Raw genomic sequence first — 26,036 nt, forward strand, 5'->3', positions numbered from 1 at the left:
TGCAAGATTTACGGGATTTGATGGCTCACTGAGCAGCTAAGTCATGAGAAGTTCAACATGTTAATTAAGAACGAATATAAACCTCAAATGCTGTCTGGAACAACAAAAACGAAAAAGCCGCTGACAAGTAACGGGCGAATCGGTTTGGTGCTGAGCGCTGTTGCGCTGGCATTTACCGGTCTGTTGGTACGCGGGGTTTATCTGCAAACCAGTCAGCATGAGTTTTTGAAAAATCAGGGCGACCAACGTTTTGTGCGTACGCTTCCGCTGCCGGCATCACGCGGTATGATTACTGACCGCAATGGCGCCACATTGGCTTTGAGTGCGCCTACCGAATCATTGTATGCCATGCCTTCCGGTATGGAAGAAATGCCGACTGCAGAACAATTAGAAAAACTGTCGGCCATTGCCGATGTGCCTGTTGAAGTTTTGAAAAATAAATTGTCTAAAAAAGACAAAGGCTTTATCTATCTGAAACGTCAACTCAGCTACGAGAAAGCAGAAGAAATCAAAGCATTGGGCATTAAAGGCATCGCATTCCAAAAAGAATTGAAACGCCATTACCCGATGGGCAATCTGTTTGCGCACGTTATCGGTTTTACCAATATCGACGGCAAAGGTCAGGAGGGCTTGGAGCTTTCCCGTGAAGACAGCCTGCGCGGTGAGGATGGTGCGAAAGTCGTATTGCGCGATAATAAAGGCAATATCGTTGACAGTCTCGACTCTCCACGCAACAGCGTGCCTAAAAACGGCCAAGACATGATTTTGTCTTTGGATCAGCGTATTCAAACGCTGGCTTATGACGAGTTGAACAAGGCTGTGGCTTATCACAAAGCCAAAGCGGGTGCGGTTGTGATATTGGATGCGCAAACCGGCGAGATTTTGGCTTTGGTCAACAGCCCGGCTTACGATCCGAATCAACCGGGTCAGGCCAATAGCGAACAGCGCCGCAACCGCGCCGTAACCGATATGATTGAACCTGGTTCTGCCATGAAGCCTTTTACCATTGCCAAAGCATTGGATTCAGGCAAAGTGGATGCAACCGATACGTTCAACACCCTGCCTTACAAAATCGGTCCGGCTACCGTACAAGATACCCACGTTTATCCTACTTTGGATGTGCGCGGCATTATGCAAAAATCTTCCAACGTCGGTACCAGTAAACTTTCTGCCATGTTTACGCCTAAAGAAATGTACGATTTCTATCACGATTTAGGTGTGGGCGTGCGTATGCATTCAGGCTTTCCTGGCGAGACTGCAGGTTTGTTGAGAAGCTGGCGCAGATGGCAAAAAATCGAACAGGCAACCATGTCTTTCGGTTATGGCCTGCAATTAAGCCTGTTGCAATTGGCGCGTGCCTATACTGTCTTGACCCATGACGGCGAGTTGTTGCCGGTCAGCTTTGAAAAACAGGCGGTTGCGCCTAAAGGCAAGCGTGTCATCAAAGCCTCTACTGCGAAAAAAGTGCGCGAGTTGATGGTTTCCGTTACTGAAGCCGGCGGTACCGGTACTGCCGGTGCGGTAGATGGTTTCGACGTAGGTGCGAAAACCGGTACGGCGCGTAAACTGGTCAATGGCCGCTATGTGGACAACAAACACGTCGGTACGTTCATCGGTTTTGCTCCGGCTAAAAATCCACGCGTGATTGTGGCTGTTACCATCGACGAGCCGACTGCCAACGGCTATTACGGTGGCGTGGTTGCCGGTCCTGTATTCAAAGAAGTCATGAGCGGAAGCTTGAACATCTTGGGTGTTTCCCCAACCAAGCCTTTAAGTAATACCGCTACTGTCAAAGTACCGTCATAATCCAAACAATCAAAGAGATATTGTTTATGTTCAGCAAGTTAACCCCCTTGGCTGAAACCAACTTTCCGCCTCTGCTGTGTGAAAACGCAGCAGGGCGTTTGTTGCATTCAGACAGCCGACAAATTAAACAGGGTGACATTTTCGTTGCCTGTCAGGGCGAATATACAGACGGCCGCAGCTATATTCCTGCCGCCATCGCCAACGGTGCAACCTTTGTTTTTTGGGATGATGACGGCAAATTTACATGGAATCCTGAATGGAAGGTTCCCAATCAAGGCATTAAAGATCTGAAACATCGCGCCGGTATGTTGGCGGCACAGGTTTACGGCAATGTTTCAGATGGCCTCAAAGTCTGGGGCGTAACCGGCACCAACGGCAAAACCTCTATCACACAATGGCTGGCCCAAGCTGCTGATTTATTGGGCGAAAAAACCACTATTATCGGTACAGTCGGCAACGGCTTTTGGGGCGCATTGGAAGAGACCACGCATACCACGCCTGCCCCTGTCGATGTCCAAACCCTGCTCTACCGCTTCCGCCAGCAAGGCGCAACAGCCGCCGCGATGGAAGTTTCCAGCCACGGCCTTGACCAATCGCGCGTCAACGGCGTGCCATTCCGCAGCGCAATCTTCACCAATCTCACACGCGACCACCTCGACTACCACGGCACGATGGAAGCCTACGGTGCCATCAAGTCGCGCCTGTTTTACTGGCACGGCTTGAAACACGCCGTCATCAACGTAGACGACGAATACGGCGCAGAACTCATAGGTCGTCTGAAAAAAGACTGCCCTGATTTGGCCGTTTACGGCTACGGCTTCAGCGAACACGCCGACATCCGTATTGTTCATTTCACCGCTTCTTCAGATGGCATGGAAGCCGTATTCCAAACCCCGTGGGGTGAAGGCCGTTGCCGCACGCGCCTGCTCGGACGGTTCAACGCGCAAAACCTCGCCGCCTGTGTTGCCTTGCTGTGTGCCAACGGTTATCCACTCAATAACGTTTTGGAAGTACTGGCAAAAATCCGTCCCGCTTCAGGCCGCATGGATTGCATTATGAACAGCGGCAAACCTTTGGTCGTTGTCGATTATGCCCACACGCCCGATGCACTGGAAAAAGCACTCTCCACTTTGCAAGAAATCAAACCGCAGGGTGCGGCTTTGTGGTGTGTATTCGGCTGCGGCGGCAACCGCGATCGCGGTAAACGCCCATTGATGGGTGCAGCAGCCGTGCAGGGTGCCGATAAAGTGGTGGTTACCAGCGATAACCCGCGTTTGGAAAATCCGCAAGACATCATCAACGACATCCTGCCTGCCGTTCCCGCGCCCGAATACGTCGAAGCCGACCGCGCCGCTGCTATCCGTTACGCAGTCGAACGCGCCGCCACGAACGACATCATTCTGATTGCCGGTAAAGGGCATGAAAACTATCAGGATGTACAAGGCGTGAAGCACCATTTCTCCGATTTTGAAATCGCAGAAAAAGCATTGGCAGAGCGCGGTTAAGCTATATCGCAAATGTTCAGACGGCCTGAAACCTTAAGGCCGTCTGAAAAAGATTTAAGCATATACAACAAAAGCAATACGACACACGCATTACGGCACGTCAGCCATTAAACCCATCACAGTTGTTTGTTTCGGAGGACTTTTTAACAAGGCTGTCTGAACAACAAGGAGACCGATTTGATGCTGAAAATGCCGATAAAAACCTTATTAATCAGTGCAGCCGTAGTTTTATTCGCAGGCTGTACAACCAAACAACTTCCGCGTCCTACTGCCGAAATCGAGCAGTTGAGGGCGCAACAGCCTCTGGTAGAGCAAAGCCTGCCGAATCCTGTTAAAGGCAAGCGTTTTGACGACACTTGGGGCGCAGCGCGCAGTCAGGGGCGCAGGCATGAAGGTGTGGATATTTTTGCTAAGAAAAATACGCCGATACGTAGTACGACGCCCGGTATTGTAACTAAAATCGGACGCAACAGATTGGGCGGTAAAGTTATCGGTATTCAAGGGCCGGGGGCGTGGCATTACTATGCCCATCTGAATAAATTTGCCCGTATCCGCCTATATGAGCGAGTAAAAGAAGGGCAGGTCATCGGCTATGTCGGTAAAACCGGCAACGCTAGAACCACACCGGCCCACCTGCATTACGGCGTGTATCTGCCGAGCGGCGCGGTGAATCCGTATCCGCTGATTAATCAGAGCAGATAGGCCGTCTGAACAAGATTTGAGAGTATGAACGCAAAGAAATTGGTTAAGGTAACGAATATCGTCGGTATGGTGGCAGTCGTGCTGCTGGTGTACTGGGTATTTGTTCTGATTTTATCCAATGTTTTCGGGCTTAAGGTGTTCCGCGAATACATTACGGAAATTTTCCTGATGAGTATTTTGGGGATTTTTGCCGTGATGGCGGGTGCCTTGATACTGAACATCATGCTGAATTTGACCCGTATCGCCGAGCGAGGACAAGAGGAAGAAAGCAAAGGTGGCCGGAAAACCTTATATTTGTTGTTGGTAGTATTTCCCGTTTTAGCTGCCTTGTTATTTGGCGGAAATTATCTGACTGTTCAGAAAAAACGTCAGATTTTGACTCAATCGCTAGAGCGCATCGTCAAGGATAATCCATCGCAAATCAATGCCTTGGCAGATTATCGTTTTGACTTGGCGTACATCAAAAAAGCGGCGTTAATCCTTGAGCTGATGTCGAAGGAAGATTCTGCCTTTAAAGCCGCTACGGTGATTGTGCCGGATACGATAGGTAATAAACAGGTTTATTTGGCTTTCTCAGCCGATTCCCATTTAAGTGGGATTGATGAGCAGGCGCCCAATGCTCAGGGAGTAGGCGATGATAATGGTTTTGTCGTTACTCGGAATGGCAATAAAGAAACGATCAGCAAAACGCAATATCTTTATGCTCCGCATTTGAGCGAGCGTGAATACTTGCAGAGGGTATTTGCCGGACAAACAAATGAAATACGTTATGAAGTAAAAGACGGCAATTACAGCCTTTGCTCCCCCTACCGCCAAAACGGTAAAACCATTGTATTGTGTTTTTCCGATTACCAGCAGTATGGGAAAATCGGCAGCTGATAAGAGAAAGTGATTTATAGTATGAAAAGTTGGTTTTCCAAGACATTTCCTGAATATAAAAAATTACCCAAAAGCGGCAAATTTATGGTATGGCTGACTTTTGTGCAGGGCGTGGTTTGGGTAGTTCTGGCAGTAATTCAGAGTGTGCAGGGACTGATCAACAACATGGCATGGTCCGTGCTGTTTGGAGTTTTAATTTTCGCTTTAGGTTTATTGGCGCTGTCTGCAGCATGGAATGCGTTTAAATACCGTGCAGTAGGTTTTAAGAGAATGACATATGTGTACATGCCATGCATATTGCAGATTGCTTTTGCAAGCGATGTATTTTCTTTTGTATTTTATATAGATAGTGTATTGAAACTATCGTTCAGCCTCATAATAAATAAGCTTACTGTCGGTGTAAATTTTGCCGCTATTCTTTTTATTGTGCTGGCAGGACGCAATTATCGTCATTTAAAAATGGTTTCCCAAAATACGGATAAAAATGTGGAGCCGTTAGAACAAGGACAAGAAACACAATCATGAAACCACTAGACCTAAATTTCATCTGCCAAACTCTTGGCCTTCCAATGCCGTCTGAAAATCAACCCGTTTCGCGTATTGTTACGGACAGCCGCGATATTCAGGACGGCGACGTATTTTTCGCGCTTGCCGGTGAGCGCTTTGACGCGCATGACTTTGTTGAAGATGTGTTGGCAGCGGGGACAACGGCAGTTGTGGTTTCGCGCGAAGATTGTGCGGCTTTGAAAGGCGCATTGAAGGTTGAGGATACGCTTGCTGCTTTGCAAAAACTGGCGAAGGCCTGGCGTGAAAATGTGAATCCGTTTGTCTTCGGCATTACCGGCTCTTCCGGCAAAACAACGGTTAAAGAGATGTTGGCCGGCGTATTGCGTCATCGATTCGGTGATGAAGCTGTGTTGGCGACTGCCGGCAATTTCAACAACCATATCGGCTTGCCGCTGACTTTGTTGAAGTTGAACGAAAAACACCGCTATGCCGTCATTGAAATGGGTATGAACCATTTTGGCGAATTGTCTTTGCTGACCCGAATCGCCGGTCCGAATGTTGCTCTGGTCAATAATGCCTTGCGTGCGCATGTCGGTTGCGGTTTTGATGGTGTCGCCGATATTGCCAAAGCGAAAAGTGAAATCTATGAAGGTTTGCTTTCAGACGGCATTGCGTTGATTCCGTGCGAAGATGCCAATATCGCTACATTTGAAGCTGCTACTGCGCAATTGAACGCTCAGACTTTCGGCGTTGCCAGTGGCGATATCCATGCAGAAAATATTGAGTTGAAACCGTTGTCCTGCGAATTTGATTTGGTGCGTGGTAATGAACGTGTTGCCGTGGTATTGCCAGTCCCCGGCCGTCACAATGTGCATAATGCCGTAGCGGCGGCGGCTCTGGCTTTGGCGGCAGGTTTGAGCCTTGTCGAAGTTTCAGACGGCCTGAAAAATTTCAGCAATATCAAAGGCCGTCTGAATATCAAGCAAGGCATTAAAGATGCAACTTTGATTGACGATACTTATAATGCCAACCCCGACAGCATGAAAGCTGCCATTGATGTGCTTGCCGCTATGCCTGCGCCGCGTATTTTTGTGATGGGCGATATGGGCGAATTGGGTGAGGATGAAGCCGCTGCCATGCACGCCGAAGTTGGCGCGTATGCACGGGATAAAGGCATCGAGGCCGCGTATTTTGTCGGCGATAACAGCGTTGAAGCGGCAGAAACATTTGGCGCGGAAGGTTTGTGGTTTGCTGACAAAGATCCGCTGATCCAAGTGTTGAGCCACGATTTACCTGAACGCGCTACTGTATTGGTCAAAGGCTCGCGCTTTATGAAGATGGAAGAAGTGGTCGAGGCGTTGGCAGCAACAACTGTGTAAAAGGCCGTCTGAAATATGAAAAAGATTTTTCTATTGGCTGGTTTGCTGATTGTCGCGTTTTATGCCGGAATGAAAGTACAGGCATTTATCTATGAAGATACTTGCTTGGACTTAGGAGGCGGAAAGAATCCTGGAAACTATCCGATTTGCGTGGTAGAAAAATAATCTTACTCAACAAGGCCGTCTGAAATTTCAGACGGCATACCGATTTATTTTTAATTGGGCAATAAGCCCGCTGTAACAACAAAAACAAAAAAGGAAGCCCCATGTTTTTATGGCTCGCACATTTCAGTAACTGGTTAACCGGTCTGAATATTTTTCAATACACCACATTCCGTGCCGTGATGGCCGCGCTGACTGCGCTGGTATTTTCATTATTGTTGGGTCCGTGGACCATCCGCAAGCTAACTGCGCTTAAAGTCGGCCAGGCAGTGCGCACCGACGGACCTCAAACCCACCTGATCAAAAACGGTACGCCAACCATGGGCGGTTCGCTGATTTTGACCGCCATTACCGTGTCCACAATCTTGTGGGGCAACTGGGCAAATCCTTATATCTGGATTCTCTTAGGAGTCTTGCTTGCTACCGGCGCACTCGGTTTTTACGACGACTGGCGTAAAGTGGTTTATAAAGACCCTAACGGCGTGTCTGCCAAATTTAAAATGGTGTGGCAGTCCAGCATTGCCATCATTGCCGGTTTGGCGTTGTTCTACCTTGCGACAAATTCCGCCAACAATATCCTGATTGTTCCCTTCTTCAAACAAGTTGCCTTGCCGCTTGGCGTAGTCGGTTTCTTGGTATTGTCCTACCTGACCATCGTCGGCACATCCAATGCCGTTAACCTGACCGACGGTTTGGACGGCTTGGCCGCATTCCCCGTTGTACTTGTTGCCGCCGGTCTTGCCATCTTTGCTTATGCCAGCGGTCACTCCCAATTTGCCCAATACCTGCAATTGCCTTACGTTGCCGGCGCAAACGAAGTGGTAGTTTTCTGTACCGCCATGTGTGGTGCGTGTCTCGGCTTTTTGTGGTTTAACGCCTATCCGGCACAAGTCTTTATGGGCGACGTCGGCGCGCTCGCGCTTGGTGCGGCGCTTGGTACCGTTGCCGTCATCATCCGTCAAGAATTTGTCCTCGTCATCATGGGCGGTTTGTTTGTTGTTGAAGCCATTTCCGTTATGTTGCAAGTCGGTTGGTACAAACGCACCAAAAAACGCATCTTCCTGATGGCGCCGATTCATCATCATTACGAACAAAAAGGCTGGAAAGAAACCCAAGTCGTCGTCCGTTTCTGGATTATCACCATCGTCTTGGTGCTGATTGGTTTAAGTACCCTCAAAATCCGCTAAATCTCCAAAGGCCGTCTGAAAATTTCAGACGGCCATTATGTAAGGTAAGCATGCTTGCCTGAATCCTACGTCTCAAAATAAATCTCGCAATAATCCACACAGAAAGTCCCCAAGCATGTACCAATCTTTTGGCGGCGCAACCGGCATCCGCACCCTGACCGACCGTTTCTACGACTTGATGGAACTAGAGCCGCAATACCAAGCCTTGCGCCAAATGCACGGCGAAGACATGACCCTGATACGCGAAAAGCTCTACGAATTTTTCAGCGGCTGGCTCGGCGGCCCGCAACTCTTTGTCGAAAAATACGGCCATCCCCAACTGCGCGCCCGCCATATGCCTTTTGCCGTCAACGTACAAGTCCGCAATGAATGGATCGCCTGCTTTGCCCAAGCCATGAGCGAACTGGGCATCGACAAAGCACTTGCCGAACCTGTTTTAATCCAAGTTTTTGCCATGGCAGATTGGTGCCGTAACCAAAACGAAGACGGAATCGAACCGCCTATGCCGCCGATGGCGGTTGACCCCGTAATCCGCATTCCCGAATTGAAAAACGTTTTAAAGCAATATGGCGTGGACAGTTATTTTGAAGGTTGAGGTCGTCTGAAAAGTGATTATGATAGCAAATGTAAAAAATAGATTAATCATCATGATAAAAGGGGACTTTAAACTCAAATCATGAAAAGGTCGGATTCTGAATCCAGCCTACGGCTAAAACAGGAGGTAATATGGATGTTGTAGGAATAATGCTGATGTGGTTAGTTGGAATAGTCTTTTTTCCTATTATTGTGTACATCGTATGGAGAATTTATAAATATATCCGCACTCTTTCTATAAAAATGCAGTGTGGCATAGCTATTTTAACCATTATTACTCCGTTAATTTTATATATAGGTATGACGCATATCACGAATAAAGGATATTGTATTCGGGATAGAAAGTATTTTTCCGAATATTCAAAAGAAAAAATGATCAATGATGCAATAATTTTGTTGATAAATAAGAATTCAGATATTTCTTTGGAAAGATATAAAAAACCTCAAGATTTTTCTAAAAATCCTGAGATTTTTGATATTGCTAATTTCAAATCATTTAATGATGATTGCTGTCATGTATACACAGGTGATATTGATGATGGTAATGGGTCAGTTAAGTATGTCTATAAACTTATTGGGAAATTTTATGGATATGTAAAGTTGGATTATTGGCAAATAAGGCCAAATTTTAAAATGGATGAAGAACAAAAGCGTGTTTATCAAGAAATTGAAAAAACAAGAAGCTATTATGGAGTGAGCCGTTGCGGGGAAGTTTTTGAAATTCCCAGTTATCTATATTTTTAAAAGTTAGAAAGGATTAAAAATGGCTAAATTACCAACAATGGAAGAAATGACAAGCCTTTATTTATACGGACAGACTATTCCGCCTAAGAATAAAGATCATCAAAATTTAGTTTCTCGTCAGCCTACATTGCCATATCCCGTGTCAGCACAAGATTTTATGGATGGTCCAGGACGTTTTGCAAGAGCGTCGGATTTTGAATATGTAAATAAATTTTTTAATGAAAACTATCAGATATCTGCTTACAGATTAAAACCCGGAGAATACAGCAAGGCTGAAGTTATGAAGCATTTTGGTTTGGACAGAGGATGGGTATCTCTGACACTTGCTATGTACGATGATGGCAAAGATGATTTGATCGAGAGAGCATATATCTGGAATACCAGTGCTTTTATGTTGGGCGATAAAGCACGGTTTGTGGTTGAGCCCGATGGCAGTAGATATATTAAGGATTTTGCCATTCGGCCGTACAAAAATGAAAATTTTGATTTTAAAGGTGGATGGACTTCAGAAATAGTCAATTCTAAACTTCAACGAGAAATTGATCCTGCAGGTATCGGCAGGACTGTAGAAATTACTTTTACCGGCAATGTAAACACACGTACTTTGACGGAAAAAGATTACCGTATCGAACAGAGCAAATCTACAAATTGGAGTTTGGGTAATGCTATAAAAGTAGGGCTTGGGGCATATGGAATCAGAGAGAGTATCATAGACCGACTAGAGAAAGGCGAGGTGCTGTATCCTCATGATGAGCAGAAAAGGCAGAAACGGTCTGATCATCAAAAACATTCTTTCGACTACAATAATACTGACTGGAACAATTTGAACGGCAGTGATTTATACGCTGCAGTTTTGTCTGTGGACAGTAGTCAGTTGGATGCGTTGGGTAAAAGTCTGGCGCAGTCGGAAGAAGGTCAGCGTATGCTGAGGCAGGGAGAAAATCTGTTGGCTGAAGATAAAGAACAGCAGGAATTGGAGCGGCAACAGGAGTTGGTACATTCAAGCCGTGCAATGATCAGAACGCTTTAAATCCGTATATCGGGGAAGGTTTAAATGGACGATAAGAAATTTGATGAGGCTATAAAGGTGTTGGTAATGTTGCGGGCGGACATTATCGAACAGGGGAAGAAAATTGATGGCCGAATTAATGAGCAACAGTGTGCTTTGTCGGAGGAATCTGACCGGTTCAGACGACAGGTTGGTAATATAGTTGACAATGCAGGGAAGACTATCCGACAAGAAACTGAGCAGTCGTTGGGCTTAGCAAGTGAAGGGTATAAGAAGGCAGTTGATGAATTAAATCGTGAAGTGGGAAAACTCAATAAAATTATCAAAAGCTGGTATATCGGCATAGGCGTAGTATTAGTTATTGCTGTCATTATATTGTTTGTGGTGGTGCGATATACGGTTGTTGATTTGGCTGATAGGCGTGCGGAATTGGAGAGTTATGAACATGCCATTGAAACTGCCAAAGCATTTGCTGAGTCGGATGCCTACATATGTGAAGGGCGCATTTGTATCAATACAGGTAAAAATGTCGGTAACGGCTATCGTCAGGCAAAACCGAGAAAGAAATAAAACGTCGTCTGAAAAACTAGGATAAAACAGAAATAATAATTTGAAAGAAATGGATTTTAGAATGAATAAATTATTAAAAAAAATGATGGTAGCCCTGCTGTCTTTAGGCTTAGCACAGGCTGTTTGGGCTGATAATGTGCCGGATTTTAAGGAAACGCTTCAAGTTGCGGAGCAAGGAAATGCTAAAGCCCAATTTAGTTTGGGTAAGATGTATTACGAAGGGCAAGGAGTTCATCAAGATTATGCAGAGGCGGCACGATGGTATCTCAAGGCAGCAGAACAAGGGTATCCTGCAGCTCAAAATAATTTGGGTACGATGTATGCCAAAGGGCAAGGAGTCCGTCAAGACCCTGTACAGGCAGAGCAGTGGTATCGGAAGGCGGCAGAACAAGGGTATGCCCAAGCCCAATATAATTTGGGTGTAATGTACGACAATGGGCAAGGAGTTCGTCAGGACTATACACAGGCAGTGCAGTGGTTTGGCAAGGCGGCAGAACAAGGGATTGCAGAAGCCCAATTTAGTTTAGGTAAGATGTATTACGAAGGACAAGGAGTTCGTCAAGATTATGCAGAGGCAGCGCGATGGTATCTCAAGGCAGCAGAACAAGGGGATCCTGTAGCTCAAAATAATTTGGGTGTGGCGTATGCCAAAGGGCAAGGAGTTCGTCAAGACCCTGTACAGGCAGAGCAGTGGTATCGGAAGGCGGCAGAACAAGGGTATGCTCAAGCCCAATATAATTTGGGTGTGATGTACGACAATGGGCGAGGAGTTCGTCAGGACTATACACAGGCAGTGCAGTGGTTTGGCAAGGCGGCAGAACAAGGGTATGCTCAAGCCCAATTTAATTTGGGTGTGATGTATGCCAACGGGCAAGGAGTCCGTCAAGACGATGCACAGGCAGTGCAGTGGTTTAGCAAGGCGGCAGAACAAGGGCATGCTCAAGCCCAATTTAATTTGGGTGTGATGTATGAAAAAGGACAAGGTGTCCGCAAAGACTATGTTGAAGCGGTCAAATGGTATCGCAAGGCGACAGAACAAGGATTGGCCAATGCCCAATTTAATTTGGGTGTGATGTACGACAATGGGCAAGGAGTCCGTCAAGACCCTGTACAGGCAGAGCAGTGGTATCGGAAGGCGGCAGAACAAGGGTATGCTCAAGCCCAATATAATTTGGGTAATATGTATGCCAATGGGCAAGGAGTCCGCCAGGACTATGCACAGGCAGTGCAGTGGTTTGGCAAGGCGGCAGAACAAGGATTGGCTAATGCCCAATATAATTTGGGTGTGGCGTATGCTAATGGGCAAGGAGTCCATCAAGACCTTGTACAGGCAGAGCAGTGGTATCGCAAGGCGGCAGAACAAGGGTTTGCAGAAGCTCAATACAATTTGGGTGTGATGTATGCCAAAGGAGAAGGTGTTCGTCAGAACTATAAGATTGCCAACGAGTGGTTTGGTAAGGCTTGTAATAACGGACTACAACAAGGTTGTGATGTTTATCGTGTATTTAATCAGGCAGGATATTGAATCCTTATTCAAAGGCTGTCTGAAAAAGCTTAGGATAAAACCAAAATGACTTTTCAAAATAAAAAAATCCTCGTCGCCGGACTTGGCGGTACGGGTATTTCCATGATTGCCTATCTGCGCAAAAACGGCGCGGAGGTTGCCGCTTATGATGCGGAGCTGAAAGCCGAGCGCGTGTCGCAAATCGGTAAGATGTTTGATGGGCTGGTGTTTTATACAGGCCGTCTGAAAGATGCGTTGGATAATGGTTTCGATATTCTGGCGCTCAGCCCCGGCATCAGCGAGCGGCAGCCGGATATCGAGGCGTTCAAGCAAAACGGCGGGCGTGTGTTGGGCGATATCGAATTGCTGGCGGACATTGTGAACCGCCGCGGCGACAAGGTGATTGCGATTACCGGCAGCAACGGCAAAACCACGGTAACGAGCCTGGTCGGCTATCTCTGCATCAAGTGCGGGCTGGATACCGTCATCGCGGGCAATATCGGCACGCCGGTTTTGGAGGCGGAATTGCAGCGCGAAGGCAAAAAGGCGGACGTGTGGGTATTGGAACTTTCCAGCTTCCAACTGGAAAACACCGAAAGCCTGCGCCCGACTGCGGCGACGGTGCTGAATATTTCCGAAGACCATCTCGACCGCTACGACGACCTGCTCGACTACGCGCATACCAAAGCCAAGATTTTCCGTGGCGATGGCGTGCAGGTTTTAAATTCAGACGACGTGTTCTGCCGCGCCATGAAGCGCGCCGGGCGCGAGGTAAAATGGTTTTCGTTGGAACACGAAGCCGATTTTTGGTTGGAACGCGAGACAGGCCGCCTAAAACAAGGCAATGAAGATTTGATTGCCACGCAAGACATTCCGTTGCAAGGCTTGCACAACGCCGCCAATGTGATGGCTGCCGTGGCTTTGTGTGAGGCCATCGGGTTGCCGCGCGAAGCATTGCTCGAACACGTCAAAACCTTCCAAGGCTTGCCGCACCGCGTCGAAAAAATCGGCGAGAAAAACGGCGTGGTGTTCATCGACGACAGCAAAGGCACGAACGTCGGCGCGACCGCCGCCGCGATTGCCGGTTTGCAAAATCCACTCTTCGTGATTTTGGGCGGCATGGGCAAAGGGCAGGACTTTACGCCCCTGCGTGACGCGCTTGCCGGCAAGGCAAAAGGCGTGTTCCTGATCGGCGTCGATGCGCCGCAAATCCGCCGCGATTTGGACGGCTGCGGCTTGAATATGACCGACTGCGCCACTTTGGAAGAAGCGGTTCAGACGGCATACGCCCAAGCCGAAGCGGGTGATATTGTGTTGCTCAGCCCGGCTTGTGCGAGCTTTGATATGTTTAAAGGCTATGCACACCGTTCGGAAGTGTTTATCGAAGCGTTCAAAGCTTTGTAAGGCCGTCTGAAAGATGAAAGTTGGGTTGAGAATCGGCTTGGCGGCAGTCGTACTTTTGGCTGTCGCCGCTTCGGTGTTCTGGTTTGCTGCGCCGATTCGTTCCGCGACTACTGTTGCCATGCCAAGTGAAACGCCATTGCCTGAAGATGCGGTTATCGACAGATTGGTTGTGTATAAAAGTAAACGCACCATGTCGGCATACTCGCAAGGCAGGTTACTGAAAACCTATCCTATTTCGTTGGGCAAGCAACCGGTCGGGCATAAACAGTTTGAAGGCGATGGCAAAACGCCTGAAGGAAAATACCGCATCAATGAGCGCAATCCCAACAGCGGCTACCACAAAAACCTCGGTGTTTCCTATCCCAATGAAGCCGACAAAGCCTACGCGGCGGCACAAGGCAAAAGCCCTGGCGGGCTGATTAAAATCCACGGCATGAAAAACGGCTGGGGTTTTATCGGTAAAAAACACCTGCAAAAAGACTGGACCGACGGCTGTATCGCGGTCACGGACGAAGAAGTCGACGAACTCTACCGCAGCGTAAAACACAATGCGGAAATTGAGATTCTGCCGTAAACCATGTGCGACATTGCTTCAAAGGTCGTCTGAAAACGTCAAGGCGGTTTCAGACGACCTTTTTGCAGCAGCGGCAAACTTGTTCTTTGCCTTATCCGGTGTTACTGTTTCTTAAAAATTGCCTATGCGGACAAACGGCGAAAAGGCGGGCAGCCATGCCTGACCGACAAAACGTGTGTTTATCAATCTGAAAGGAAAACCCATGAATTTTCAAGACTACATCCGTTACGATGCCGTCGGTTTGGCAGAGCTGATCCGCAAAAAAGAAGTGTGTGCCGATGAAGTGTTGCAGGCTGCTTTAAGCCGCTTGGACGAAGTCAATCCCAAGCTCAATCTGTTGGCGCACGATTTGCGCGAACGCGCGGCGGCGTGGCAGGGGTCGTCTGAAAATGCCGATACGCCGCTGGCGGGCGTGCCGTTTTTGCTCAAAGACCTGCTGGCGGATTGGGAAGGCGCGCCGACATGGTCGGGTTCGCGCATGATGCAGCATTACATTGCCAAGAAAAACAGCGACTTAACCCAAGCCTATCTCGATGCGGGGCTGCGCGTGTTCGGCAAAACCACCACGCCCGAATGGGGCGCATATGCCGTTACCGAAACCGAAATTTACGGCATTACGCGCAATCCGTGGCATTTGGATTACACCGCGGGCGGCAGCAGCGGAGGCGCTGCGGCGGCAGTGGCTTCGGGCGTCGTACCCGCAGCGCACGGCAGCGACGGTGGCGGCTCCATCCGCTTACCCGCGCATAACTGCGGCGTGTTCGGGCTGAAACCCACGCGCGGCCGCAGCAGTTACGCGCCGAACGCATTGGAGGCATGGCAAGGTTTGGTATGCGACCATGTGTTGACCCGCAGCGTGCGCGACAGCGCGGTTTTGCTGGACATCGCCGCCCAAACCCAAGCCCGCGCCCTATATGCCTGCCCGCCGCCGCCCGAAAACGGTTTTGCAGACAGCCTGAAACTAGAAACAGGTCGTCTGAAAATCGCTTTTTGGAAACAGGCATGGTTTGGCGGCGGCAACGACGAAGGCACGGAAGCCGCGTTCGCCCATAGTTTGAAACTGATGCAAAACGCGGGACACGAATTGGAAGAAGCTACGCCCGATTTTGCGCCGCCCGAACAATTAAACCGCGCCGCCCGCATCATCGTCATGGGCGAAACGGCAAAACTGTTCTACCAATATCAATACGAAACTGGACAAAAACTGCCGCACCGCCTGCTTGAGCCGACAACGTGGGCAATGATTGTGCAGGGGCGGCAAATCAGCGCGGGCGAAATGGCATGGGCGCGCGACGTGATGCTGGCGCAGGAACGTGCCGCCAAAGCATTTTTCACGCGCTACGACGTGTTGATGACGCCCGTCTGCCCGCGCACCACGCCGAAAATCGGCGAGATGATGCCGCCGCCCTCCGCACAAAAAGCCATGCGCCTGCTGTTTGGCACGCTGCGCTTGGGTTTTCTGTTGAAAAACAACCCGTTTTTAGAAAAAGAAGCCGCCGCCGCGCTGCAATACGTCGGCTATACATCGCCGCTGAACATGAGCGGCAATCCCGCCATGAGCGTGCCGCTTTACCGGCATAACGGGCTGCCCGTCGGTACCCAGTTCGCCGCCGCACACGGACGCGAAGATACGCTGCTTAGCCTCGCCGCGCAATTGGAACAGATACAGCCGTGGGCGGAAATATCGCAGTTGGTGTAGGGTTTGCATTGGATAAAAAGCGGTCTGTTTACTCGAGGAAAAGATTTATATAAGGTCGTCTGAAAACATAAAAGCGTTTTCAGACGACCTTTTTTGTGTTTGTGATGGGTAGGGTAGGGCGCAAAGAACGCCGGAATCCGACTGTCTTTAAAGAATCTGAATTGTTGCTTTGCCAAGAAACCTTTAGAATGACGTTTTTCTGATTTTCGATATTTTCAGACGACCCGTATATCCAAAAGGTCGTCTGAAACGTTTGTTCCGTAACGGATGTTTGTTCATGATTAGTCTTTCCAAGATTCTCGACCGCCCGATTTCCCGCAGCGGTCAGAAATTCGATACATCGCTTTTGTGGATGACGGTGTTGATGACCGTGTTCAGCCTGGTGATGATTTATTCCGCTTCGATTGCGTACGCGGCGGCGGAGGGCGGTACGCAGTTTTCTTTTGTCGGCAAGCAGGCAATGTTTATCCTGTTTACGGTGGCCATATGCTTGCCGCTTTTTTTGCTGAAGATGAGCTTCTGGCGGCGGATTATTCCGTTTTATTTTGCTGTCTCGGGTTTGCTGTTGTTGCTGGTGTTGTTTGTAGGCCGCGAAATTAACGGCGCGACGCGCTGGATTCATATCGGGCCGCTCAACCTGCAACCGACCGAATTTTTCAAATTGGCGACGGTCTTGTATTTGTCCAGCCTGTTTACGCGCCGTGAAGAAATGTTGCGCGATTTGGATTCTTTGGGTTGGTCGTCTTTGTTTACCGGTATTGGCGATTTGGTGTGCAGCCCTTTTAAAAGTGAAGCTCGGGTAAGGGTAAAGGAACGTTTCCGCAAGTTCAAGACCTTGATTCTGCCGATTATGTTGGTGGCGGTCGGTTTGGTTTTGATTATGGGTCAGCCGGACTTTGGCTCGTTTGTCGTGATTGTCGTGATCACCATGGGTATGCTGTTTTTGGCAGGTTTCCCGTGGAAGTATTTTGCCGTATTGGTGGCGACCGTTGTGAGCGGTATGGGCTTGTTGATTTTGGCCGCGCCTTACCGTATGGCGCGTGTGGCGGCGTTTTTGGATCCTTGGAGCGATCCTTTGGGTAAAGGCTATCAGCTGACGCATTCTTTGATGGCGATTGCGCGTGGCGGCTGGTTTGGCGAGGGCTTGGGTGCGAGTTTGGAAAAACGTTTCTATCTGCCCGAAGCGCATACGGATTTTATTTTTGCTGTCATCGGTGAAGAATTTGGCTTTGTTGGGATGCTGGTTTTGGTGTTCTGCTACGGCTGGCTGGTGTGGCGTGCGTTTTCCATCGGCAAGCAGGCGCGGGATTCGGGCTTGATGTTCAGCGCGTACATTGCCAACGGTATCGGTATTTGGATTGGTATTCAAAGTTTCTTCAATATCGGTGTAAATATCGGTATCCTGCCCACTAAAGGCCTGACTTTGCCGTTTATGTCTTACGGCGGTTCGGCTGTCTTTATCATGCTGGTGTGCATTACTTTGTTATTGCGCATTGATTATGAAAACCGCCAAAAAATGCGCGGTTATTCGGTGGAGTAAAACCATGGGCGGTAAAACTTTCATGCTGATGGCGGGCGGTACCGGCGGCCATATTTTCCCTGCGCTGGCGGTGGCGGATTCATTGCGCGCGCGCGGCCATCATGTGATTTGGCTGGGCAGCGAAGGCTCGATGGAAGAGCGCATCGTGCCGCAATACGACATCCTGCTCGAAACGCTGGCGATTAAAGGCGTGCGTGGTAACGGTATCAAACGCAAGCTGATGCTGCCGTTTACTTTGTATAAAACCGTCCGCGAAGCGCAGCGGATTATCCGCAAACACCGCGTCGAATGCGTTATCGGTTTCGGCGGCTTCGTTACCTTCCCCGGCGGCTTGGCGGCGAAGCTCTTGGGCGTGCCGATTGTGATTCACGAACAAAACGCCGTGGCAGGTTTGTCCAACCGCCAACTGTCGCGTTGGGCAAAACGTGTTTTGTACGCTTTCCCTAAAGCCTTTCAACATGAAGGCGGATTGGTGGGTAACCCTGTCCGTGCCGATATTGCGGCATTGCCTGTTCCTGAAGAACGCTTTGAAAACCGTCAAGGCCGTCTGAAAGTTTTGGTGGTGGGTGGCAGTTTAGGGGCAGATGTGTTGAACAAAACCGTTCCGCAGGCTTTGGCATTGTTGCCTGAGGCTGCCCGTCCGCAAATGTATCATCAGTCCGGCCGCAATAAATTGGGCAACCTGCAGGCGGATTACGATGCGTTGGGTGTGCAGGCCGAGTGCGTCGAATTTATTACCGATATGGTATCTGCCTACCGTGATGCCGATTTGGTGATTTGCCGTGCCGGCGCGCTGACGATTGCCGAGCTGACGGTTGCAGGTTTGGGTGCATTGCTGGTGCCGTATCCGCACGCGGTAGACGACCATCAAACAGCTAATGCGCGCTTTATGGTGCAGGCCGAAGCTGGTTTGCTGCTGCCGCAAACTCAACTGACGGCAGAAAAACTGGCCGAAATCCTCGGCGGATTAAACCGTGAAAAATGCCTGAAATGGGCGAAAAATGCCCGTACGTTGGCGTTGCCGCACAGTGCGGACGATGTGGCGGAAGCCGCCATCGCGTGTACGGCATGATGACATAATGTGATGAACGAAACAGAGGTCGTCTGAAAACCAAAAAAACAGGTTTCAGACGACCTTTTTGTAGCTTGGCAGCCTTATTGTGCGGGAGTATGATGTAAATAGGAATCTCTCTCATTGGAGGCTGCCATGTCTGCAAAAATCTCTCCCGAAACCATTTCCGCCCTGTCCAGTACCATGCTGATCCCCCTGTGGGCGAAGGCAGTAGAGCAGGGTAGGGCGCAGCCGCTTTTGCGCGATGACGAAGCCGTGCGGATGTTGGACAAGATTGACTACGACTTCAGCAAGTTTGCCAAAGTCAAAGCATCGCAGGTCGGCTGTTGCGGGCGGGCGAAGCTGTTGGACGATATGACCCGGCACTTTATCGCCGAACATCCCGATGCCGTCGTCGTGCAAATCGGCGCGGGGCTGGATGCGCGTTACGAACGCTTGGGCAAGCCGCGCATTACCGCTTGGTATGATTTGGATTTACCCGAAGTGATTGAAGTGCGGCGCATGCTGCTGCCTGAATCGGACAATCATTATCTGGGCGCGTCCATGTTCGACGAAGCGTGGATGAACACCGTCGCAGCGCACGGCAAACCCGTGTTGCTCGTGATCGAAGGCGTGTTGATGTATTTCGAAGAAACGCAAGTGCAGGATTTTTTCAAACAGGTTGCTCGCCGTCTGCCGAATGCCCAACTTGCTTTTGACACTATCCCCAAAGCCTACATCGGACAAAGCAAACACCACGACGCGCTCGGTAAAATGGACAAACCGCCCGAGTTCCGCTTGGCGATAAGCGGAGTGGACGACATTCTGCGGCTGATGCCGGGTGTGGAAATTATTGAAGAAGCCGGTTTGAGCAGCGTCTGCAAACCGCGTTATCCGTGGCTTTTGCGCCTTTTGTATGCAACCGCGTGGGGACGGCGCAAACTGGATATGCGCTTGATGAGGATACAGATGCCGTCAAGTTGATAAGTGAGAGGTCGTCTGAAAACGGTTTTCAGACGACCTTATGTTTTGTTTTTGCTGGTGTTTTGTTAGCTGAAATCAAGTTTAAAAACGGGCAAAAAAGCGAAGATTCGCCGCTGAACTCAACTTCATTTTTACCCATATTGCCACCAATGTGAAATCCTGTATGCCAAAACATCTTTAATTTACAAGAAAACTATGGCGCAGAAGCGGATAGCCCTTTAAAATAACGCCTTTACGCACTAAAAACCAACCGGAACGCAACGTTATGATGAAAAATCGAGTTACCAACATCCATTTTGTCGGAATCGGCGGCGTCGGCATGAGCGGTATTGCCGAAGTTTTACACAATTTGGGCTTTAAAGTTTCCGGTTCGGATCAGGCGCGTAATGCTGTTACTGAGCATTTGAGCAGCTTGGGTATTCAAGTTTATCCCGGTCATACCGCCGAACACGTCAACGGTGCGGATGTCGTCGTTACCTCTACCGCCGTCAAAAAAGACAATCCCGAAGTCGTCGCCGCGCTGGAGCAGCAAATCCCCGTCATTCCCCGCGCCCTGATGCTGGCGGAACTGATGCGCTTCCGTGACGGCATCGCCATTGCCGGTACGCACGGCAAAACCACGACCACCAGTCTGACCGCCTCCATCCTCGGTGCGGCAGGTCTCGACCCCACTTTCGTGATCGGCGGCAAACTCAATGCCGCAGGTACCAATGCCCGTTTGGGCAAAGGCGAATACATCGTCGCCGAAGCCGACGAATCCGATGCCTCTTTCCTGTACCTGACTCCGATTATGTCCGTTGTGACCAATATCGACGAAGACCATATGGACACTTACGGCCACAGTGTTGAGAAGCTGCATCAGGCGTTTGTTGATTTCATCCACCGTATGCCGTTTTACGGTAAGGCCTTCTTGTGTATTGACAGCGAACACGTCCGCGCGATTTTGCCCAAAGTGAGCAAGCCTTACGCGACTTACGGCTTGGACGATAATGCCGATATCTACGCAACCGACATCGAAAACATCGGTGCGCAAATGAAATTTACCGTTCATGTCCAAATGAAAGGACATGAGCAAGAGCCGTTTGAAGTTGTTTTGAATATGCCCGGCCGCCACAACGTCCTCAATGCGTTGGCGGCTATCGGAGTTGCGCTGGAAGTTGGCGCATCGGTTGAAGCGATCCAAAAAGGCTTGCTTGGCTTTGAAGGTGTCGGCCGCCGCTTCCAAAAATATGGCGACATCAAATTGCCAAACGGCGGCACTGCTTTGCTGGTGGACGATTATGGCCACCATCCTGTCGAAATGGCGGCAACCCTTTCCGCTGCGCGCGGTGCATACCCTGAAAAACGCTTGGTATTGGCTTTCCAACCGCACCGTTATACCCGTACACGCGATTTGTTTGAAGACTTTACCAAAGTCCTCAATACCGTTGATGCGCTGGTGTTGACCGAAGTTTATGCCGCAGGCGAAGAGCCGATTGCCGCCGCCGACTCCCGCGCCCTTGCCCGTGCCATCCGCGTATTGGGCAAACTTGAGCCGATTTACTGCGAAAACGTTGCTGATTTGCCGCAAATGCTGATGAATGTTTTGCAAGACGGCGATGTTGTGTTGAATATGGGTGCAGGCAGCATCAACCGCGTTCCTGCCGCGATGCTGGAGTTGTCGAAAAAAGCCTGAGGCGGAAATTTTATCGTGATGCCGCGATAGCCGCCTGATGAAGCGATGTTCCATCGGGTTGGTAAGCAAGATTAAGGTCGTCTGAAAACCCGATTCGTTTTCAGACGACCTGTATCAAACAAAGAAGCAATCAAGAAAGAACAAAAACAATGCAGAATTTTGGCAAAGTAGCCGTATTGATGGGCGGCTTTTCCAGTGAACGCGAAATCTCGCTGGATAGCGGTGCCGCCATTTTGAATGCCTTAAAAAGCAAAGGCATAGACGCACACGCCTTCGATCCTAAAGAAACACCCTTGGCGGAATTGAAAACTCAAGGTTTCCAAACTGCTTTCAATATCCTCCACGGCACTTACGGCGAAGACGGCGCTGTTCAAGGCGCGTTGGAATTGTTGGGCATTCCTTATACCGGCAGCGGCGTTGCCGCTTCCGCCATTGGTATGGACAAATACCGCTGCAAGCTGATTTGGCAAGCCTTGGGGCTGCCTGTTCCTGAGTTCGCCGTTTTACATGAAGATTCCGATTTCGATGCTGTCGAACAGCAACTTGGCTTGCCCATGTTTGTTAAACCGGCAGCCGAAGGCAGTAGCGTCGGCGTTGTGAAAGTGAAAGAAAAAGGTCGTCTGAAAAGCGTTTACGAAGAGCTGAAACACCTTCAAGGCGAAATTATTGCCGAACGGTTCATCGGCGGCGGCGAATATTCCTGTCCCGTGTTGAACGGCAAAGGCCTGCCCAGCATACACATCATCCCGGCTACCGAGTTCTACGACTACGAAGCCAAATACAACCGCGACGACACTGTTTATCAATGTCCGTCCGAAGACTTGAGCGAGGCGGAGGAAAAACTGATGCGCGAACTCGCTGTGCGTGGCGCGCAGGCGATTGGTGCGGACGGCTGTTCGCGCGTGGACTTTCTGAAAGATACAGACGGTAAACTGTATCTCTTGGAAATCAATACCTTGCCCGGCATGACCAGCCACAGTTTGGTGCCAAAATCTGCGGGCCATACCGGCGTGGATTTTGCTGATTTATGTATTGAGATTTTGAAGACCGCTCATGTGGGATGATGCAGGCGCACTGGGTCGACTGACCCGCCGGCTATTGGTGCTGATGACCTTTCTACTGATAGGTTCGGGCATAGCTTGGCTTTATAATTCCAAATATTTCCCTGTGAAACAGATTGCCATTCAGGGCAAGCTGAAATATGCTTCCAGCAAAGAATTGCAAACTGTTGCACGAGAGCATATCAGGGGTAATATGTTCCGCGCCGATATTGATTCAGCGCAGGCCGCTTTTCAGGAGTTGCCTTGGATTGACTCGGCAATGGTACGCCGTCGTTTTCCGGAAACCGTGGAAATTATCCTGACTGAGCGTGTGCCGGTTGCACACTGGCGCGCTGGCGGCTTGGTGGACAGTAAGGGCAATGTGTTTGCCGCAAGCCTGAAACAGGGCCTGCCTATATTTGAAGGGCAGCAGGGGACAGGCAAAGACATGGTCAAACATTATGCGGACTTTTCCGGAATTTTGAGCCCGTTGAAACTGACCATCAAAGAATTGATCTACACGCCGCGTTCGGCATGGCTGCTTGTATTGAACAACGGCATTACCGTGCGATTGGGGCGTGAAAACGAAATCAAACGTTTGCAGCAGTTTGCCCAGATTTGGCCATCGTTGCTGCGTGAAAAACAAAGCCGTATCGAGTATATCGATATGCGTTATAAGGATGGTTTTTCAGTCCGTTACCGGCCGTCTGAAAACCCTTCCGACAGTGAATAGCCGATTAGACGTGAAGCAATCTTGTTTCAAAAATAATCAAACCGTCAGTCAGACAACATAGCGAACGAGCAATTATGGAACAACAACAAAATAAATATATCAGTGCCTTAGACATTGGTACGTCCAAGGTCATCGCCTTAATCGGCGAGATTCGGGAAGATAACGAAATCCACATTGTTGGCTTGGGTCAAAGCCCTTCACGCGGTCTGCGTGCAGGTATGGTGACCAACATTGACGCCACTGCGCAAGCCATTCGTCAGGCGGTAGAAGATGCCGAGCTGATGGCAGATACCAAAATTTCCCACGTCGTCACCGGTATTGCCGGTAACCATATCCGCAGCCTGAATTCACAAGGCGTGGTCAAAATTAAAGATGGTGAAGTATCGCAAACCGACATTGATCGTGCCATCGAAACGGCCAAAGCCATCAATATTCCGCCTGATCACAACATTTTGCATACCGTGGTTCAAGAGTACATCATCGACAACCAACCCGGTGTGAAAGAGCCTATCGGCATGAGCGGCGTGCGTTTGGATACCCGTGTACACATCATTACCGGTGCGAACACTGCGTTGCAAAATATCCAAAAATGTATCCAACGTTGCGGCCTGCAAATGGATCAAATCATGCTTCAGCCTTTGGCAAGCGGTCACGCCGTTTTGACTGAAGACGAAAAAGATTTGGGTGTGTGCGTCATCGACATTGGTGGCGGTACAACCGACATCGCGGTTTATACCAATGGCGCCATCCGCCATACCGCGGTTATTCCCGTTGCCGGCGATTTGATTACCAAAGACTTGGCACAGGCCTTGCGTACGCCGCACAGTGCAGCTGAGTACATCAAAATCCATTACGGCGCTGCGATTCCGACTATGGACGGCTTGGATGAAATGATTGAAGTCCCTAGCGTTGGCGACCGTCAATCGCGTCAAATTTCACGCCGTGTATTGGCTGAAATCATCGGTCCGCGCGTAGAAGAAATTTTGGAATTGACGCTGAACGAATTACGCCGCTCTGGTTTCCCTGAAGAAGTGTTAACTTCCGGTATTGTTTTGACCGGTGGTGCTTCTATGTTGACCGGTATTGTTGAGTTGGCGGAAGAAGTATTCAACCTGCCGGCGCGTATCGGTGTTCCACAAGAAATGGGCGGCGTATCTGAGCGTATCCGCAATCCACGCTATTCAACCGCCATCGGTCTTTTGCAGGCGGCAAGAGGGGAGGAAGACGGTGCGCCGGTGACAGGTGCCATTGTGGTTCATGATCAGGCTGAAAAAATCAGTCTGTGGGCAAGAATAATGAAATTCGTTAAAGACAATTTCTGATAAAAGTTTTCAGGGCGGACTGTGTAGCAACCGTTTGTCCTGAATATTTAAGTGGAATTAAACGGTTTTAAATAATTGTCAAGTGGATAATTTAAAACTTGTATATTTTCTGTTAAAAAATGTAGTAAAAATATAACGCCGACAGCCGAATGGTAAGAAGATTTTTGCCAGTATCTGGATACTTCTTATATAATACGGATAATAAGTTATTTTTGAACCGTCCTTATAAAGCGGGGCGCGGAGGATTATTGAATGGAATTTGTTTACGACGTAGCAGAATCAGCAACGAGCCCTGCTGTTATTAAAGTTATCGGTTTGGGCGGCGGCGGCTGTAATGCCATCAACAACATGGTTGCCAACACTATTCATGGTGTTGAGTTCATCAGTGCCAATACCGATGCGCAATCATTGGCTAAAAACAATGCGGCTAAACGCATTCAATTGGGTACAAACCTGACTCGCGGTTTGGGTGCCGGTGCAAATCCTGAAATCGGCCGCGCCGCTGCCCAAGAAGATCGCGAAGCCATCGAGGATGCCATCCGCGGTGCAAACATGCTGTTCATCACTACCGGTATGGGTGGCGGTACAGGTACCGGCTCTGCTCCTGTCGTGGCTGAAATCGCTAAAGAAATGGGTATCCTGACCGTTGCGGTTGTAACCCGTCCGTTTGCTTATGAAGGCAAGCGCGTACATATCGCTCAAGCAGGTTTGGAACAGCTCAAAGAGCGCGTCGATTCCCTGATTATTATCCCTAACGACAAATTGATGACTGCCTTGGGCGAAGACGTGACCATGCGCGAAGCTTTCCGTGCAGCAGACAATGTACTGCGTGATGCGGTTGCCGGTATTTCCGAAGTGGTGACTTGCCCTAGCGACATGATCAACTTGGACTTCGCCGACGTGAAAACCGTGATGAGCAATCGCGGTATCGCCATGATGGGTTCAGGTTTCGCGCAAGGTATCGACCGTGCCCGTTTGGCTACTGATCAAGCTATCTCCAGCCCGCTCTTGGATAACGTTACTTTGGATGGCGCACGCGGTGTATTGGTAAACATTACCACTGCTCCTGGCTGCCTGAAAATGTCTGAGTTCAACGAGATTATGCGTATCGTCAACCAAAATGCACACCCTGAAGTGGAATGCAAATTTGGTGCTGCCGAAGACGAGAGTATGAGCGAAGACGCTATCCGTATTACCATCATTGCTACTGGCTTGAAAGAAAACGGTACTGACAACCAACTGCGCGCTGCTGCCCGTACCCAACAATTGGTACGCGGTGCGGCAGAAGTGCCTCAAGCTCAAAGCCAAAGCAGTGCTGAAAGTTTGGTTCGTACCAACCGCAATATCCGTTCTATGAATCTGACTGCGGCTGATTTCAGCAACCAGTCTGTACTGGATGACTTTGAAATTCCGGCTATCTTGCGCCGTCAGCAACATACTTCTGATAAATAATCAGGATCATGCAT

At 49.4% G+C, this 26,036-nt stretch carries 24 protein-coding genes; all 24 read left to right on the forward strand.

The genetic code is table 11. From position 1 onward, the window contains the following. Positions 1-57 precede the first annotated feature (57 nt). The 24 genes from O3660_RS09555 to ftsZ all read left to right on the forward strand — a co-directional run bounded on the left by O3660_RS09555 (position 58) and on the right by ftsZ (position 26,022). Positions 58-1,806 (forward strand): penicillin-binding protein 2, encoded by a 1,749-nt coding sequence (locus O3660_RS09555; protein WP_049350858.1) that lies wholly within the window; start codon positions 58-60, stop codon positions 1,804-1,806. A 26-nt stretch (positions 1,807-1,832) separates the two neighbouring features. Continuing rightward, entirely contained in the window at positions 1,833-3,311 is a 1,479-nt protein-coding gene (locus O3660_RS09560; RefSeq protein WP_049350857.1) for a UDP-N-acetylmuramoyl-L-alanyl-D-glutamate--2,6-diaminopimelate ligase, read from the forward strand. Positions 3,312-3,491: 180 nt separating this feature from the next. Continuing rightward, the gene (locus tag O3660_RS09565) at positions 3,492-4,013 is read left to right on the forward strand and encodes a M23 family metallopeptidase (protein WP_049350856.1); all 522 of its coding nucleotides are present in this window, start codon (positions 3,492-3,494) and stop codon (positions 4,011-4,013) included. A 24-nt stretch (positions 4,014-4,037) separates the two neighbouring features. Then, the gene (locus O3660_RS09570; RefSeq protein WP_049350855.1) at positions 4,038-4,892 is read left to right on the forward strand and encodes a hypothetical protein; all 855 of its coding nucleotides are present in this window, start codon (positions 4,038-4,040) and stop codon (positions 4,890-4,892) included. Positions 4,893-4,913: 21 nt separating this feature from the next. Next, entirely contained in the window at positions 4,914-5,417 is a 504-nt protein-coding gene (locus O3660_RS09575) for a hypothetical protein (protein WP_049350854.1), read from the forward strand. Further along, positions 5,414-6,778 (forward strand): UDP-N-acetylmuramoyl-tripeptide--D-alanyl-D-alanine ligase, encoded by a 1,365-nt coding sequence (gene murF, locus O3660_RS09580; protein WP_371464889.1) that lies wholly within the window; start codon positions 5,414-5,416, stop codon positions 6,776-6,778. Before O3660_RS09575 ends, murF begins: the two co-directional genes overlap by 4 nt. Before the next feature lie 15 nt (positions 6,779-6,793). After that, the gene (locus tag O3660_RS09585; RefSeq protein WP_250601366.1) at positions 6,794-6,943 is read left to right on the forward strand and encodes a hypothetical protein; all 150 of its coding nucleotides are present in this window, start codon (positions 6,794-6,796) and stop codon (positions 6,941-6,943) included. A gap of 101 nt (positions 6,944-7,044) precedes the next feature. Then, positions 7,045-8,127: a phospho-N-acetylmuramoyl-pentapeptide-transferase gene (gene mraY / locus O3660_RS09590; protein WP_049350852.1), complete on the forward strand. Its 1,083-nt coding sequence runs from the start codon at positions 7,045-7,047 to the stop codon at positions 8,125-8,127. A gap of 115 nt (positions 8,128-8,242) precedes the next feature. Continuing rightward, positions 8,243-8,722 (forward strand): group II truncated hemoglobin, encoded by a 480-nt coding sequence (locus tag O3660_RS09595; RefSeq protein ID WP_049350851.1) that lies wholly within the window; start codon positions 8,243-8,245, stop codon positions 8,720-8,722. Between the two features lie 131 nt (positions 8,723-8,853). Then, entirely contained in the window at positions 8,854-9,465 is a 612-nt protein-coding gene (locus tag O3660_RS09600; RefSeq protein WP_049350850.1) for a hypothetical protein, read from the forward strand. Positions 9,466-9,484: 19 nt separating this feature from the next. Further along, entirely contained in the window at positions 9,485-10,495 is a 1,011-nt protein-coding gene (locus O3660_RS09605) for a hypothetical protein (RefSeq protein ID WP_049350849.1), read from the forward strand. 24 nt (positions 10,496-10,519) lie between these two features. Further along, positions 10,520-11,044, forward strand: a complete 525-nt coding sequence (locus O3660_RS09610) for a hypothetical protein (RefSeq protein ID WP_049350848.1) — start codon at positions 10,520-10,522, stop codon at positions 11,042-11,044. A gap of 61 nt (positions 11,045-11,105) precedes the next feature. Next, on the forward strand, positions 11,106-12,569 hold the full coding sequence (locus O3660_RS09615; RefSeq protein WP_371464891.1) for an SEL1-like repeat protein: 1,464 nt from the start codon (positions 11,106-11,108) through the stop codon (positions 12,567-12,569). Between the two features lie 45 nt (positions 12,570-12,614). Then, entirely contained in the window at positions 12,615-13,952 is a 1,338-nt protein-coding gene (gene murD / locus O3660_RS09620; protein WP_371464892.1) for a UDP-N-acetylmuramoyl-L-alanine--D-glutamate ligase, read from the forward strand. A 13-nt stretch (positions 13,953-13,965) separates the two neighbouring features. Beyond that, on the forward strand, positions 13,966-14,526 hold the full coding sequence (locus O3660_RS09625) for a murein L,D-transpeptidase family protein (RefSeq protein WP_371464893.1): 561 nt from the start codon (positions 13,966-13,968) through the stop codon (positions 14,524-14,526). A gap of 202 nt (positions 14,527-14,728) precedes the next feature. Beyond that, positions 14,729-16,225: an amidase gene (locus O3660_RS09630; RefSeq protein ID WP_371464894.1), complete on the forward strand. Its 1,497-nt coding sequence runs from the start codon at positions 14,729-14,731 to the stop codon at positions 16,223-16,225. Between the two features lie 277 nt (positions 16,226-16,502). After that, entirely contained in the window at positions 16,503-17,765 is a 1,263-nt protein-coding gene (locus O3660_RS09635) for an FtsW/RodA/SpoVE family cell cycle protein (protein ID WP_371464896.1), read from the forward strand. Between the two features lie 4 nt (positions 17,766-17,769). Continuing rightward, on the forward strand, positions 17,770-18,837 hold the full coding sequence (murG, locus tag O3660_RS09640; protein WP_371464909.1) for an undecaprenyldiphospho-muramoylpentapeptide beta-N-acetylglucosaminyltransferase: 1,068 nt from the start codon (positions 17,770-17,772) through the stop codon (positions 18,835-18,837). A 135-nt stretch (positions 18,838-18,972) separates the two neighbouring features. After that, positions 18,973-19,800 (forward strand): class I SAM-dependent methyltransferase, encoded by an 828-nt coding sequence (locus O3660_RS09645; protein WP_371464898.1) that lies wholly within the window; start codon positions 18,973-18,975, stop codon positions 19,798-19,800. Between the two features lie 265 nt (positions 19,801-20,065). Further along, positions 20,066-21,475, forward strand: a complete 1,410-nt coding sequence (murC, locus tag O3660_RS09650) for a UDP-N-acetylmuramate--L-alanine ligase (RefSeq protein ID WP_371464899.1) — start codon at positions 20,066-20,068, stop codon at positions 21,473-21,475. Positions 21,476-21,624: 149 nt separating this feature from the next. Further along, positions 21,625-22,539, forward strand: a complete 915-nt coding sequence (locus tag O3660_RS09655) for a D-alanine--D-alanine ligase (RefSeq protein ID WP_371464900.1) — start codon at positions 21,625-21,627, stop codon at positions 22,537-22,539. After that, complete coding sequence (locus O3660_RS09660) at positions 22,529-23,248, forward strand: cell division protein FtsQ/DivIB (protein ID WP_371464901.1); 720 nt, start codon at positions 22,529-22,531, stop codon at positions 23,246-23,248. Before O3660_RS09655 ends, O3660_RS09660 begins: the two co-directional genes overlap by 11 nt. 74 nt (positions 23,249-23,322) lie before the next feature. Beyond that, a complete protein-coding gene (ftsA, locus tag O3660_RS09665) occupies positions 23,323-24,570 on the forward strand; it encodes a cell division protein FtsA (protein ID WP_049351717.1) in 1,248 nt (415 codons plus the stop codon). Between the two features lie 252 nt (positions 24,571-24,822). Further along, positions 24,823-26,022, forward strand: a complete 1,200-nt coding sequence (gene ftsZ, locus O3660_RS09670) for a cell division protein FtsZ (RefSeq protein WP_049351718.1) — start codon at positions 24,823-24,825, stop codon at positions 26,020-26,022. Positions 26,023-26,036 lie beyond the last annotated feature (14 nt).

Source organism: Neisseria sp. 27098_8_139, from assembly GCF_041433195.1.
GTDB classification, from domain to species: domain Bacteria; phylum Pseudomonadota; class Gammaproteobacteria; order Burkholderiales; family Neisseriaceae; genus Neisseria; species Neisseria subflava.